At 49.3% G+C, this 14,061-nt stretch carries 12 protein-coding genes and 2 tRNA genes; 11 read left to right on the top strand and 3 right to left on the bottom strand.

Annotated features, from left to right (window positions below):
* From ABIK47_02830 to ABIK47_02840, 3 genes are all read right to left on the bottom strand, one after another.
* On the bottom strand, positions 1-413 hold a 413-nt coding region (locus tag ABIK47_02830; protein ID MEO0019560.1), incomplete at its 3' end, for a hypothetical protein.
* Between the two features lie 189 nt (positions 414-602).
* Entirely contained in the window at positions 603-1,085 is a 483-nt protein-coding gene (locus tag ABIK47_02835; protein ID MEO0019561.1) for an adenosine-specific kinase, read from the bottom strand.
* Positions 1,086-1,093: 8 nt separating this feature from the next.
* Complete coding sequence (locus ABIK47_02840; GenBank protein ID MEO0019562.1) at positions 1,094-2,518, bottom strand: T9SS type A sorting domain-containing protein; 1,425 nt, start codon at positions 2,516-2,518, stop codon at positions 1,094-1,096.
* 130 nt (positions 2,519-2,648) lie between these two features.
* Between ABIK47_02840 and ABIK47_02845 the strand changes: the two genes are divergently transcribed.
* The 11 genes from ABIK47_02845 to ABIK47_02895 all read left to right on the top strand — a co-directional run bounded on the left by ABIK47_02845 (position 2,649) and on the right by ABIK47_02895 (position 14,056).
* Positions 2,649-2,945, top strand: a complete 297-nt coding sequence (locus ABIK47_02845) for a zinc ribbon domain-containing protein (GenBank protein MEO0019563.1) — start codon at positions 2,649-2,651, stop codon at positions 2,943-2,945.
* Between the two features lie 14 nt (positions 2,946-2,959).
* Entirely contained in the window at positions 2,960-3,466 is a 507-nt protein-coding gene (locus ABIK47_02850) for a hypothetical protein (protein ID MEO0019564.1), read from the top strand.
* A gap of 42 nt (positions 3,467-3,508) precedes the next feature.
* On the top strand, positions 3,509-4,018 hold the full coding sequence (gene cobO / locus ABIK47_02855) for a cob(I)yrinic acid a,c-diamide adenosyltransferase (protein ID MEO0019565.1): 510 nt from the start codon (positions 3,509-3,511) through the stop codon (positions 4,016-4,018).
* Positions 3,990-4,961, top strand: coding sequence for a methylmalonyl Co-A mutase-associated GTPase MeaB (gene meaB, locus ABIK47_02860; protein ID MEO0019566.1), 972 nt, complete (start codon positions 3,990-3,992; stop codon positions 4,959-4,961). The genes cobO and meaB overlap by 29 nt, the downstream gene beginning before the upstream one ends.
* Positions 4,954-6,606: a methylmalonyl-CoA mutase family protein gene (locus ABIK47_02865; GenBank protein ID MEO0019567.1), complete on the top strand. Its 1,653-nt coding sequence runs from the start codon at positions 4,954-4,956 to the stop codon at positions 6,604-6,606. Before meaB ends, ABIK47_02865 begins: the two co-directional genes overlap by 8 nt.
* Positions 6,607-6,615: 9 nt before the next feature.
* On the top strand, positions 6,616-7,017 hold the full coding sequence (locus ABIK47_02870) for a cobalamin B12-binding domain-containing protein (GenBank protein MEO0019568.1): 402 nt from the start codon (positions 6,616-6,618) through the stop codon (positions 7,015-7,017).
* Positions 7,018-7,388: 371 nt separating this feature from the next.
* Positions 7,389-7,462: transfer RNA gene (locus ABIK47_02875), tRNA-Arg, on the top strand.
* 20 nt (positions 7,463-7,482) lie between these two features.
* Positions 7,483-7,947 (top strand): tRNA adenosine(34) deaminase TadA, encoded by a 465-nt coding sequence (gene tadA, locus ABIK47_02880; protein MEO0019569.1) that lies wholly within the window; start codon positions 7,483-7,485, stop codon positions 7,945-7,947.
* Positions 7,948-7,950: 3 nt separating this feature from the next.
* A tRNA-Ser gene (locus ABIK47_02885) sits at positions 7,951-8,039 on the top strand.
* 36 nt (positions 8,040-8,075) lie between these two features.
* A complete protein-coding gene (locus ABIK47_02890; GenBank protein ID MEO0019570.1) occupies positions 8,076-11,330 on the top strand; it encodes a T9SS type A sorting domain-containing protein in 3,255 nt (1,084 codons plus the stop codon).
* Positions 11,331-11,434: 104 nt separating this feature from the next.
* Positions 11,435-14,056, top strand: a complete 2,622-nt coding sequence (locus ABIK47_02895; GenBank protein MEO0019571.1) for a T9SS type A sorting domain-containing protein — start codon at positions 11,435-11,437, stop codon at positions 14,054-14,056.
* The last annotated feature ends 5 nt before the right edge of the window (positions 14,057-14,061 follow it).

Below are 14,061 nucleotides of genomic sequence, written 5' to 3' on the forward strand. Positions count from 1 at the left end.
TTACCCCCATGTTCCCGATAGGCAGGATTGCGCAGAACATATATCCAGGCGCGGCGGATGTTTTCCTGATAATAGTCGCTACCGGTGATTTGGTGATGCCTTGACCAGACCCAGATTGCCTCCTGGGTGTTATCGGTCTCAATTATTGTCGGCAGATGCTCTGCCTCAATGATGCCGCCAAAATCGGGTGAAAGTGAGTCTGAAACCTGATACCGGGCAACAAATTCGCAGACCCATTTTTTCCTTTTCAGATAGTTGAAGCGTCGGGGTCCGAAAGGAGTGATTTCCGGTCTTGGCAGATATTCTCCCTTATATCTCTTCTCATACCTCTGGATTTCATCTTCAGACCAGATTCGGGTTGCGATAGCGATTGAGACCAGGGCAAGAATGGATAAAAACAGCCGGCGTATCATCTAAGGCAGTATAACCTCTAAAAATAAAAAGTCAAGTCGGGATGGCTTTCAAACATACTTTCAAAGAAAGGTTAGGGGTAGATGCGAGATACAGGGTCGCCCGAAGGCGAGCCCGGGGCCTGCCCCCTTGATTTGGTATGAATTTTTAAATTATTGTTAGACAAATACTTGTATTGATGAGCTTAAAAGTTATGCCTTATACCCTATTTTTCTTAAGAACTCCTTGCGCTCCTTTGTCTCGGTTTCGGCTTCAACACCTTTGGGCTTTTCGCCGTCAATCACCCCTAAAATCCCTCTGCCGGTTTCATCTTCAGCAATCACCACCTTGACCGGATTGGCGGTGGCGCAATAGATTGAGCAGACCTCCTGAATCTGCTTGAGCCCGTTTAACACATTTATCGGATAGGCGTTGCCCAGAATGATGATAAAGGAGTGACCGGCACCGATGGCAAGGGCGTTTTTAACTGCCAGCGCCTCAAGTTCGGCATCGGTTCCTGAGTGGCGGACAAGGCAGGGACCTGATGACTCGCAGAAGGCGAGACCGAATTTTATGCCCGGAACCGTGGTAACAAGCAGTTCGTGGATGTCCTCTATCGTTTTGATGAAGTGGGACTGACCCAAGATGATGTTGGTATTTTCTGGCTTTTCAATAGGGACGGTCTTTAGTTCCATTTCACCTCCTATCTTAAGATGGTGATTTTTCCGGTTTGGCTAAACCCTTCGGCCTGGCAGTTATAAAAGTAAATTCCCGGAGAAAGGTTTCGGGCATCAAAGGTGGCGCTCAGTTTGCCTGGTGTTTCAGCGGTAAGGGGCAGGGATTTCACAAGGGTGCCGTCAGGGCGATAGATGTTCATTAGGGCGCTGTTTGCAAAGGGATGGTAGAGGATGAAGGTGGTCCTGTTAATGAGCGGGTTGGGAAGGACGGTCAATTTAGCCTCACCAGGCAGAATAGCTCTTTTTTCTTCAGAACCGGTAGGCTCAACATTGAAGGTTATCATTGTGCTTTCCGGCGAGCAGACCGGCCAGGTTGTCCAGAATTCAATGTTGTTGTTAAGAGAGAAGGAGTCCATCGCCCAGATGTAGTAGTCAATGCGCGCAGCACCAGACACCTCAGGGATGGTAAAGTAATAGGTATTACCTTGGAGAGAATCGGGTGGAACTCCTATCCAGTTGCCCTGATTGATCCGATAGAATAAGGACTCGGTACCCAGAGCCTTATTATCAGTAATTGTTGACCAGACAACATAAGGACCTAAATAGGTGGTGTCGGACCAGACCCGGGTGTTAGCAAATACTGGCGGTCTTAAATCCCAGCCCGGAATTGAGCAGGTTTCAACCTGCATAAATGTCTGAACCGTTATAAAGTCGGGCGAGGCGCCGTTCTGGCTTAAAGCCGCGCAGACGCCGTTGCCGCCGGAGAAATGTCCAGGAACAACCCACTCATAAATCCAGCGGCGGTCAAGTGTGCCCATATTGTCAGAGTAGACCATATAGTCCTGAATCACAAGGCAGGGCCAGAAATAGTCACCGGACATCGGCACCTTGACCTTGCCTTTGGCAATAATGCGTTTCTGGTGCTGCTCGGCTGCCTGATAAATAATCCCGGGGTAGATTTCATACTGCCAGGTCCAGGCGGTAATCCAGCTGGCGCCATAGTACATCGGCAGGCTGTAAAGCAGACCGTCAGGACGGTAGTTGCCGATAAAACGGAAACCGCCCTGGGTGAAGTCAATGCCATCGGCATAAAGGGCAAATGAGTCAAGATAGAGATAGGTCTCGCTCTCCGAGCCGTCACCCAGGGTGTCAAACTCGCAGATATAGGGTGGGGGCGAATCATTTTCCATGGTGTCCGGTGCGGGATATCTGCCTTCGGTGTAGATGCGCAGTCCAGTCTTGGCGCGGAGTTGACCGGGATAGGCGGTAACGTCCCAGACCTGACGGGTGGAGTCAAATGGTGTCCAGTTAAATGGTGATGAGTTCTGCTTGAACCGGCTGTAGGTGTCAATCACCAGAGGAACCTCATGCCTCTCAATCGTAATATTATGGGCGATTCCTGAGCCCACAACTCCAACTGCTAACAGTAGCCAAAAGGTCTTTTTCTTCATTGCCGCTCCTTTTTAGCAATATTAACACTTATCCCCAAGTTGTCAAGTTAAAATCGTTTTTATTGTAAAAATTCCGACATTGACAAAACAAAGGTTTTGTGTAGTAATTATATAAAAAAGGAGGAGTTCTATGCCAGTTTATGAGTTCAGTTGCGAGGATTGTGGTAAGAAGTTTGATGTTATCGCCACCCTTGAGGAAAAGGAGGCAGGCTTACAGCCGGTATGTCCCAATTGCGGCGGAATGAGGGTGCGGCAGGTGTTTGGTCGTTTTACCGTGGTGGGGGGCTCGAAGAGCGAGATTGATGAGGAGCTGCCAGACTTAGAGGGCGAGGATTATGGAGAGGAGGGGTTTGATGAGTTGGAGGAGGAAGAGGGGTTTGAAGGTGATGAGGACATTGGCAGCCTTGATGAGGATTTGGATATTTAAATTAAGGGGGAGTTATGAGGTGGTTTGACTGGGTGTCGATTGGTATTGTGGGGGCTATGGCGATAATCCAGACGGTGAGGACCAGCAAAGCGGGGAGTATGAGCCTTGCCCTGTTTGAAATGGGTGGACTGATAGTTGCTGCACTTGGTGCCAATGTTTTTGCTGGTCCTGTTTCCCAGGCGATAGGGATGCAGCGGGCGATAGTATTGATAGTTCTTTTCTTCATCTTTACTATGCTCGGCTTCTTTTTTGCACAGTGGCTTTTTGCAACTATCGGCTGGTCTTTTGCACCGTTTGATACCTTTTTAGGTTTGATATGGGGGGTGGCAGCAGGATGGGTTATCGCCCATATGGTGTTGCGGATAATAATGGAACTGCAGGGTCCAAAAGGTGCGGTTGCCAGTACCATTGGCAACGCCCCGGTTGCTGGAGAGATTTATTATTTTAAAGGCTGGAACGCACTGATGAGGTTTTTGTTTAAGGTAGGGCTTGGACCGGACTCTACGCTTGATGTCAATTAAGACCAGTTTTTGACTTGTTATGCTCCTTTTTTAAAATTAAAAATGGTCCAGGTTTATACCGGCGATGGCAAGGGAAAGACAACCGCTGCCTTTGGTTTGGCGCTGCGTGCGGCTGGGCATAACTGGCGGGTTTTAGTTGTCCAGTTTATGAAAGGAGACAGCGGCTATGGTGAGGTGGTGGCGGCAAAATATGTTCCTGGACTTGAGGTGAGGCAGTTCGGGCTGAAGACATTTGTGGAAAAGGGAAACCCAAAAGCAGAGGATTTGGCACTTGCCCGGGAGGGGTTGAATTTTGCCAGAAGCGCAATCAATTCCGGGAAATATCAGTTGGTGATTCTTGATGAGATAAATGTGGCGGTTGATTATGGTCTTTTGCCGCTGGAAGAGGTTTTAAGTCTCTGCCAGGAGTGTCCGTCAGATGTGGAACTGGTTTTGACCGGTAGGGGGGCGAAGGCTCAATTGCTGGAAATTGCCGACCTGGTAAGTGAGATAAAAGAGATCAAGCATCCTTTTCAAAAGGGGGTTGTCAATCGAGTCGGAATTGACCATTGAGCAGTTGCTTGAGTGGTTCCAGCGAGGGGACCGGCGTGCCTGCGGTCAGGTTATTTCCCTTGTAGAAAACGAGTCAGCCGATGCGGTTGAGATTTTAAACCGCCTTTATCCACTGATGGGCAAGGCGTATCGGATTGGGATAACAGGACCTCCTGGTGCTGGGAAAAGCACCTTGGTGGAAAAACTGGTGTTGCTCGCCCGGAAAGAGGGGCATTCGGTTGGTGTGGTGGCGGTGGACCCGAGTTCACCCTTTTCCGGGGGTGCGGTGTTGGGTGACCGGGTGCGAATGGCATCACTTTTTACCGACCCTGGGGTCTACATCCGTTCAATGGCAACCAGAGGCAGCCTCGGTGGTCTTGCCCTGCGCACTAAGGAGGTTTGTGATGTCCTCGACGCCTTTGGCAAGGACTACATTTTTATTGAGACGGTTGGAGTTGGTCAGATGGAGCTTGACATCGCTGAAGCGGCTGATACCACTGTTGTTGTCCTTGTCCCTGAGTCCGGGGATTCCATTCAGGCGCTCAAAGCCGGATTGATGGAGATTGGAGAAATCTACTGTGTGAATAAAAGCGACCGTGAAGGTGCTGACCGGATTGTCCTTGAGATTGAAACGATGCTGGAGTTGAGACCGAAAAGTGACTCTTGGGTTCCCCCGGTGGTTAAAACATCCGGCTTGAGCGGCACAGGGGTTGGCGAGCTTTATGAAAAGATTTGTGCCCATCGCCGGTATCTTGAAAGTTCTGATGTTCTTAAAAACCGCCGGCGCAAGGCAGTACGAGTTGAGGTTGAAAGGCTGATTGAGGAGAGACTGCGTCGGCGGTTCTGGCAGGATGCCAGGGTTAATGAGCGGCTTGAGGAGCTGATTGCTGAGGTAATAAAGCGAAAGATCTCACCTTATCAAGCAGCAGCAATACTCCTAAACGAAAGGGGGGTTGATGGCTGAAATTGATAAAATCAAACAGGAAAAAGAGCGGTGGGAAAGGTGTGTAAAAAAAGGTGAAACTGAAAAGTTTCAGACCGTATCCGGTTTACCGGTTGAGATTTTATACACACCGGCAGATCTGGTGGGCTTTGATTATCTGCGTGACCTTGGTTTTCCTGGTGAATATCCGTTTACCCGGGGGATAAGGCACAATATGTACCGGGGTAGGCTCTGGACAATGCGCCAGTTTTCCGGTTTTGGAACCGCGCGGGACACCAATGCCCGCTACAAGTTTCTCCTTGCCCATGGTGAGACCGGTCTTTCTGTAGCTTTTGATTTTCCCACACTTTATGGCAGGGACTCGGATGACCCGATGGCAAAGGGAGAGGTGGGAAAGTGTGGTGTGGCGATTTCGTCGCTTGAAGATATGGAGACCCTTTTTGACGGCATCCCGTTAGGAGAGGTTTCCACCTCAATGACCATCAATGGACCCGCAGCGGTGCTATGGGCTTTCTATATCGTTACCGCGGAGAAACAGGGGGTACCGAGTGAAAAGCTGCGCGGGACAATCCAGAACGACATCCTCAAGGAGTACATCGCGCAGAAGTCCTGGCTTTTTCCACCTGAGCCATCACTGCGCATCATTACCGACATTATGGCATTTGGTGCCAAGCATGTCCCCAAATGGAACACCATCTCCATCTCCGGTTATCACATCCGCGAAGCCGGTTCAACCGCTGCCCAGGAACTGGCATTTACCCTGAAGGATGGAATGACCTATGTTGAGGCGGGGATTAAAGCCGGGCTGGATGTGGACACCTTTGCCCCGCGGCTTTCCTTCTTTTTCAATTCCCATCTTGACTTCTTTGAGGAGATTGCCAAGTTTCGGGCTGCCCGGCGCATCTGGGCGAGGGAGATGAAGGAGACCTTTAAGGCGAAAAAGCCCGAGTCCTGGCTTTTGCGTTTTCACACCCAGACCGCAGGCTGCACCTTGACCGCGCAGCAGCCGGAAAATAATATTGTCCGCACCGCATTTCAGGCGCTGGCGGCGGTTCTGGGTGGAACCCAGAGCCTGCACACCAACTCAATGGATGAGACCTGGGCTTTGCCAAGTGAAAAGGCGGTTTTGATTGCCCTGCGTACCCAGCAGTTGATTGCCGAGGAGACCGGGGTTATCAATGTGATTGACCCCTTAGGAGGCTCCTATTATGTTGAGGCGCTGACCAATGAACTGGAGAAGAAGGCTTACGAGTATTTTGAAAGGATTGACGCCTTAGGAGGAATGGTCAAGGCGATTGAACAGGGGTATCCCCAGCGGGAGATCGCTGAGGCGGCGTATCGCTATCAGAAGGCGGTTGATGAAGGCAGGCGCACGGTTGTGGGGGTGAATAAATATGTGCTTGCAGGGGAGAAACTGGAGATTCCGATTCTCAAGATTGACCCGCGGGTTGAGGAGGAGCAGCACGAGCGGCTGAGAAGATTGCGCCAGCGCCGAGACAACAGCAAGGTGCGCAAGGCGCTTGACGACTTAAAGGCGGCCTGTGCCGGGAAGGACAATGTGATGTATCCTATCCTCGAGGCGGTGCGGGCTTATGCGACGCTTGGTGAAATCTGTGGGGCGATGAAAGAGGTGTTCGGCACCTATGCCGAGCCACCGATGTTTTAGGAGGCAAAGATGGGGAAAAAACTGCGTATCCTCATTGCCAAACCCGGGCTTGACGGACATGACCGCGGTGCCAAGGTTGTGGCACGGGCTTTGCGTGATGCCGGGTTTGAGGTTATATATACCGGATTGCATCAGACACCGGAGATGATTGCCGAGACCGCAATTCAGGAGGATGTTGATGCTGTCGGACTTTCCATCCTTTCTGGTGCCCATATGACCCTTTTCCCGGAGGTGATGCGGCTCTTAAAGGAAAAGGGTGGTGGTGACATTCTGGTTTTTGGCGGTGGTATCATTCCCAAGGAGGATATGGAGGCGCTTTATAAGATGGGCTGCGGCAGGCTTTTTGGTCCGGGCACACCAACCCAAGAGATTGTTGATTACCTGAAGGAAAAGTTTCCTGACCGGGTCTAACCGCTGAAGTATATATAAAAATATACAAAATTCAGCGGGGTGAAATTGAGTTAATCCTTGCAGTTTCGTAACTTAGGCCAGGAACGATTTTTGCCGGGGGATAATCCCCCTGATAATTTTGGACCTGCTATTGAAAATAGGATTTGTGGCTTTTTCTCGGTTGATTTCAAGGTCTGTCTTTACTATCAGAACCGCCGGTAATTTTTGTTTGCGATAAGGTTTTAAGTGATGCGGAATGGTTGTGGTTAAATATATCAGCGGGTTGGAAGTTGAATCGAATTAAGGGATGGTTTGAGACTCAATTCTGAAGATAAGGACCGAAATCTTACTATTGACTTTTGCTGCAGGCAGCATAAAATCACGATGATGAAGCGCCCGTAGCTCAACTGGATAGAGTGCCGGACTACGAATCCGTAGGTTGCGCGTTCGAATCGCGCCGGGCGCATTGAAAAGGAAGATACGGTCTTGGTTAAAGAGGACGAAATCTGGATGAGAGTGGCGCTGAAGGAGGCAAGGCTGGCGTTTGCCGAGAATGAGGTGCCGGTTGGATGTGTTGTTGTCAAGGATGGTAATGTTATTGGGAGGGGGCATAACCGGGTTGAAGGGCTCTCGGACCCGACCGCGCATGCTGAGATCCTTGCCTTAACCGCAGCCAGCACCACCCTGCAGAACTGGCGTCTGTCTGGGACAACGGTATATGTCACGGTTGAGCCCTGTTTGATGTGCACCGGTGCACTGATCCTTGCCCGTCCGAAAAGGGTGGTTTTCGGGGCAAGGGATGAGAAGTTTGGCTGTCTCGGTTCAAGATATGATATTATTAAGGACAACAGGTTCAATCATCGTTTTGAGGTTACCGGCGGGGTTCTCGCAGATGAGGCGGTGGCGCTCCTGCAGGAGTTTTTCAAGAAGCGGCGGGAGGAAAAGGATTGAAGGGGAGAGATGGCCGAGCGGACGAAGGCGCGTGACTCGAAATCACGTATACCCTTTCAAGGGTATCGGGGGTTCGAATCCCTCTCTCTCCGTTTGAGACGGTGTTTTACTAAAGAAAGGTGTCTTTTTTGAAAAGGTTTATTCCATTGACAATCTATTTTCTGTTTTTGGCTTTGGCGCTTGAGGCCGGTCAAATCAAAATTGTGCGCACCCCCGGTTATAAAAGTCCAAAACAGGTTGAAGTGACAAAGCGCCTTGTCCCGGCAATGACAAATTGGCAAAAGGAGGCGGCACCCTTTGCCCGCTTTCGTTTCAGACCAACCGATAAGGATATGGCGAGAATCAACCGGTTGCGCCAGGGGCAGGTTGATACGGTGCGGGTTCTCTGCCTCAGGGTTGAGTTTGTCGAGGATACAACCCCATTGACAACCGGTAATGGCAAGATGGACACCTTTGGTTTTCTCTCACCAGATTCCGGGCTTTTCTATGACCCTCCCCATTTCAAACTTTATTTTGAGAGGATGATGGAGGGTTTGCGCAACTACTATCGGGCACAGTCGCTGGGCAAACTTTATATCGACTTCAAGGTGATGCCTGAAGGAGAAAAGGATGCGTACCAGTTGCCCAGAGAGATGATGTTTTACGGGGACACTTTATCTTATGAAGGTATTGAGTTCGGACTGGTCAGGCTGATGCACGATGCGTTAAAGATTGCGGATGAGGACCCTAATATCAGGTTCAGGGATTATGATGAGTTTATCATCTTTCACGCTGGTAGCGGTTTGCAGTCGGATTATGCCGCGGATGGTAGATGGGACAGCCCTTATGATTTGCTTGCCGGTGAGATTCCTCCAGGTGCGATTGAGGCGTACCTGGGTGTGCCTTATATCCTGGTTGATGAGGGGCAGACAAGGATTGAACAGGCAACGGTTCTGCCGGAAATGATGCGCCAGGACACTTTGACCGAGAAAGGCGAGACCAACCTTGCGGGAATGGTGGGTCTGGCAGGAACCCTTGCACATGAGTTTGCCCACCTTTTGGGTGCGTACGATTTATACGATGTTACCGGTGTAACAATGGGTGTTGGCGCCTGGAGCCTGATGGGTTATGGTGGCTGGTTGGGCGATTACGGTGCCGGTGCACCGCCGGGTGTAATTCCCGGTTTTCTTGATGCCTACAATCGGGTCCAATTGGGCTTTATTAACCCGGTTGTTGTTTCCGTTCCCAAAGAGTCAATATTTGTTTATGCCGCAGCGATGGACACCGAATTGTTTGCCCAACGTCCTGACAGCCTTTGCCCGACGATTATCAAAATACCGGTCAATCAGAATGAGTATTTCCTGATTGAAAACCGCCAGACCGATATCAGAAAACCGGATACAATCATTGTTGATGTTGAGGATGGGGTTTTAATCGGGATTGAATCAAACGAGTATGACTTCTTTCAGCCCGGCTCAGGGATATTAATCTGGCACATAGACGAGAAGATTATTGCCGATTACGGTCCTTATAATGCCATCAACATCTTTCCTGAACACAAGGGCGTTGACCTTGAGGAAGGGGATGGGGTACAGGATTTTGATGTCCCCTACTGGAAGATGTACAACTATCAATACGAAATCTATGGTTACAAATACGACGCATTTTCTAAGCAGGGATATAATGACAGGTTTAACGCCAACACCAATCCCAATAGCGACGGCTATACCGGGAAGACATTTCTTGCGGTTAATCTTCTGGGCGTAAAGGATACATCAGACCGGCTCAAGGATACAGTTATACCGATAAGCGTCAACTGGGAACTTTATCAACCCGGTTTTCCTGTTGACCAGGGAAGAAACAGTCCATTTCGCTCAAGTTTTGCTGCCGATTTGGACCTTGATGGAACACTCGAAATAATCACCGCAGACAGCGCCGGTCAGGTAAGCGTCTGGCGGGCAGATGGCACGGGCTATCGTTATCCCAATGGTGCCTTTGTCAATACCAACACCGCAATCATTGCTGATGTTGCCATTGGGAATGTGGCACCGAACCTCGGTCTGGAGATAGTTGTTGCTGGAGTTGACCGCAGGGTGAGAATTTATGATGCCCAGGGTCAATTGGTTAAGAGTTTAATTACCTTTGACCGGATTGTGGCTGCACCAACTCTTGCTGATTTGGATGGCGATGGTTATAAGGATGTGATTGTGGGTTCTACCGACTTAAGGGTTTACGCCTGGAACTATCAGGGTCAGGATTTGCCCGGGTTTCCCTTTTTTGTCGGTTCAGAAATCAGGGCACCGGTAGCGGTTACTGATACCATCCTTCCCAAAATTGCCATTCTTACTGGTGACCACCGGCTATTGCTATTGAATTATGATGGAACGGTTGTTCCCGGGTTTCCGCTTTCCTTGGGTAACTCCCCGTTTTATTCCTGGGCGCAACCAATTGTTGCCGATTTTGACCGCGACAGTATGATGGAGATTGCAGTAGTTGCAGGTGGTGGACACAACTACCGGGTTTATATCGTGGAACTGAATGGCAAAATAGTTTTTACCTCACAGGAGTTGATTGAACACCCATTTACCGGCACAATTGCCTGTGAGGATATTAACAGGGACGGTTTCCTTGATATCATCGCCGCTGCCCGGCACAAACTTTTTGCCTTCAACCGCAATGCCACCCTCTTAACTAACTATCCGTTTGTCTATGAATCCGCCTATACTGTTCAGGAACTTGCCGGCAACTGGATAATCACCTATGATGTTCCATTTGAGTATCGTTCCTCACCGGTTATTGCCGATATCAACAATGACGGTATTAGGGATTTGATTATCGGCTCACCTGAATATGGTGTCTTGGGTTTTGACGGTGGCTCAGGCAGGCTTTTGGACTATTTTCCTTTGATGACAACCGCATCGGTTAGTGCAATCCCCCTGGTCATTGACATTGATCAAGATGGCTTATTGGAAATCGTTACTGGCTCAGATAAGGGAATTTTTTATGTCTGGAAAATACCCAATTCCAATCCCCAGGTTAAATGGGGTTGTGCCTATCACGACCCCTGCCATACCGGCCTTATTCCTCTTAGCGAAATTCCTTCGCTACCATCTCCCTCTGCGACCTTGGTGGAGGGATTCTATGTTTACCCCAATCCCGCCGGCAAAGAGGTCAACATTAGGTATCGGCTTGGTCCGGGGAATAGCAAGGTTTGGTTGATGGTTTTGGATATGAGTGGGCAACCGGTAATAAAGGAGTTTGAGGCGCCAGCAGTCGCACTTATTGATAATGAGGCACACGTTGACTTGCGAACCATCGCACCTGGACTTTATGTTGTTCGTCTCCGGATTGAGAACGGCTCTCAAAATGAGATTCGTTTTACCAAACTGGCTATCGTCAGATGATTTCCACTCCTTTCTTGATTACCATTTTTATTTCTTTTCTCGAGATAGAGGGATTCGTGAATGAACGGACACCTTTAAATCCTCGTCCTTTACCTGGGTATTTATTGCCCCCGAAAACTATCCACAGCAGGTCTTACAATCTTTCCAAGGATAGCGTTATCCGCAACGACTTCCTCTGCAACGACGATGTGTATGGGGGCTGCCAGCAAAAAGGACCAGATATAGCGGTGGGTCCTGATGGTGGCTTTGTCATCTCCTGGTATGAGTTTCGAGATGGTGATGCTGATATCTGGTTCCAGCGGTTTGATTCTGTAGGAAATCCTATCGGTGTAAATGAAAGGGTAAATACCGATGCTACGCTGGGCTGGCAGGGCGACCCGGCAACCGCAATTGGCATTGATGGCAAGTTTATCTTTTCCTGGGAGGATAGAAGACAAATCGGCAATTCTGACGTATTTTGCCAGCGTTTTGATGAACGGGGTTATAGACTGGGTGACAACTTTAGAGTTAGCGATTCGGCAGCAGCTGGTGACCAGAGCATCTCCAGTGTTCACATCGCTCCTAATGGTACCGCCCTGATTGTGTGGGATGACCGCAGATATGGGTTGACTGGGGACATCTTTGCCCAGTTTCTCAATCCCGATGGCTCACTCCGCGGAGATAACTTCCGGGTTAACGATGATGCGATTGGTTGGGCAAATCAGTATGAACCTGATGTGAGTGGTGATGATTCAGGCAGATTTGTGATTGTCTGGATGGATGGCAGGGGAAACAACCCCTCGGACTGGAACATATTTTGCCAGCGTTTTCGGCTTGATGGCACAAGGATCGGAAATAACTTTCTTGTCACCCCAGATGACAGTATCCAGTGGTCTCCGAGAGTAGCTGCTGGTCATTCAGGTGATTTTGTCGTGTGCTGGAATGACAGACGCAGAGGCAACTGGGATGTCTATGCCCAGATTTATAACCCTCAAGGGGAACCGGTAGGAGGTAATTTCCGAGTTAACACCGATACCGGAAATTCCCAGCAGTTATTGGGTGATGTGGCAATAAACAGTTTTAACGAGTTTATCATCGTTTGGTCTGATAACCGCGATGGCGATGATGATATTTATGCCCAGCGGTTTGATTTGAGCGGCTCGAGACTCGGACCTGAATTTAAAATAAACGATGATCCCGATTCTACCGCGCAAAATATGCCCACGGTGGCTGCCCATCCTGATGGCGGTTACTGGATTGCTTGGGCTGATGCCCGTTCCGGTGATTACAACATCTATTGTCAGCGGATTGCCCGTGACGGCACGAGGATAGGGAGAAATTTCCGGGTGAATGATGATAGTGCGAGTGCCCATCAGCGGGTGTCTTCAATTGGGATGGAAAGGCATGGGAACATATTGATCGCCTGGGAGGATGAGCGTAATACAAATTGTGACATCTACGGAGCAATTATTGATGAACAAGGCCACCAAATCAATTCCAATATTAGAATGAATGACGATCCGATTAGGACTCACAACCATTATTATCCGAGTGTGGCTGGCGGCAATAGTCGATTCTTGGTTGCTTGGGTCGATTCGAGACAGGGCTGGGATATCTATGCCCAGTTCCTTGACGATCAAGGGTACCCGCTTGGTAATAATTTTCTTGTAAATGAAGGAAATGTGGGTGCCCATCAGTGGTACCCGTATTGTGCAATGGATTCAACCAACCGGGCGGTAATTGTCTGGATGGACAATCGGGCTGGTTTTTTTCAAATATACGCCCGCCTATACGACCCGAACTGCAAACCCATAGGAGCTGAGTTCAATGTTATTGACACAAATGAGGAAGGCTATTATCCCAGTGTGGCGATGAATGTCGAGGGCTATTGGGTTGTAAGCTGGATGGACTTTCGTGACGGCGATGTCAACATATACTGCCAGCTCTTTAGACCTGATGGGTCTTGGATTGGAGAGAATAAGAGAGTGAATACCGATGCCGCGCAGGTATACCAGGGATTTCCCGCCTGTGCGATTGATAATAACCGCAATATTGTGATCGCTTGGGAGGATACCCGGAATGGCTCCTATGATGTTTACATCCAATGGCTTGATTCAACAGGAAATTTAATCGGAGATAATGAACGGGTGAACGACAATCCATTAAATCAGTCGGACTGTTATTCCCCATCCTGCGCCTTTGACAATTTGGGCAGGTTGGTGGTGATGTTCGATGATGAAAGAGAAATTCCGGGAAATCCCCAGATTTACTGCCAGCGGTTCACGCCGAGCCGGCTCAGGATGGGCAGCAATCAAAAAATCAACGAACCAAACCTGTTTCCGAAAAATACCCATTGGACCGTTGGGCAGAGTGTGGTCGCAAATGACAGGGTAATTGGTTTTGCCTGGACAGACAACCGGCGCCACCAAGGCTGGGACATATATGCGAAGTTGACCGACTGGAACCTCATCGGTCTTGCCGAGACGGAAGACGGCCCCGTCATTCCGAGCGAAGCGGAGGAATCCCTTCCCGGTCCCACGGTCATCAGGCGGGATAAAAAAGTCGAGATTAAAGGTGAACCAAGAGGAATTGTGACTCTATATGATGCGACAGGACGACAATTCTATTGCTCCATCCTCCAGTCTAATACTATGGTATTAAATATCAGCCATCTCCGCCCTGGGATTTATTTTCTGAAATCCCAAAATAGCGGCAGGAAATCAATTAAAAAACTGCTTATTTTGTAAAAAGG

The organism is candidate division WOR-3 bacterium (assembly GCA_039801245.1).
In the GTDB taxonomy this organism is placed as follows: domain Bacteria; phylum Hydrothermota; class Tepidihabitantia; order Tepidihabitantales; family Tepidihabitantaceae; genus JAOABP01.

Bases quoted from the DNA above. Each gene is read 5' to 3' on its own strand.
- ABIK47_02870 (MEO0019568.1), top strand. From the start codon at position 6,616: ATGGGGAAAAAACTGCGTATCCTCATTGCCAAACCCGGGCTTGACGGA.
- ABIK47_02865 (MEO0019567.1), top strand. From the start codon at position 4,954: ATGGCTGAAATTGATAAAATCAAACAGGAAAAAGAGCGGTGGGAAAGG.
- ABIK47_02850 (MEO0019564.1), top strand. From the start codon at position 2,960: ATGAGGTGGTTTGACTGGGTGTCGATTGGTATTGTGGGGGCTATGGCG.
- ABIK47_02840 (MEO0019562.1), bottom strand. From the start codon at position 2,518: ATGAAGAAAAAGACCTTTTGGCTACTGTTAGCAGTTGGAGTTGTGGGC.
- cobO (MEO0019565.1), top strand. From the start codon at position 3,509: ATGGTCCAGGTTTATACCGGCGATGGCAAGGGAAAGACAACCGCTGCC.
- ABIK47_02845 (MEO0019563.1), top strand. From the start codon at position 2,649: ATGCCAGTTTATGAGTTCAGTTGCGAGGATTGTGGTAAGAAGTTTGAT.
- ABIK47_02835 (MEO0019561.1), bottom strand. From the start codon at position 1,085: ATGGAACTAAAGACCGTCCCTATTGAAAAGCCAGAAAATACCAACATC.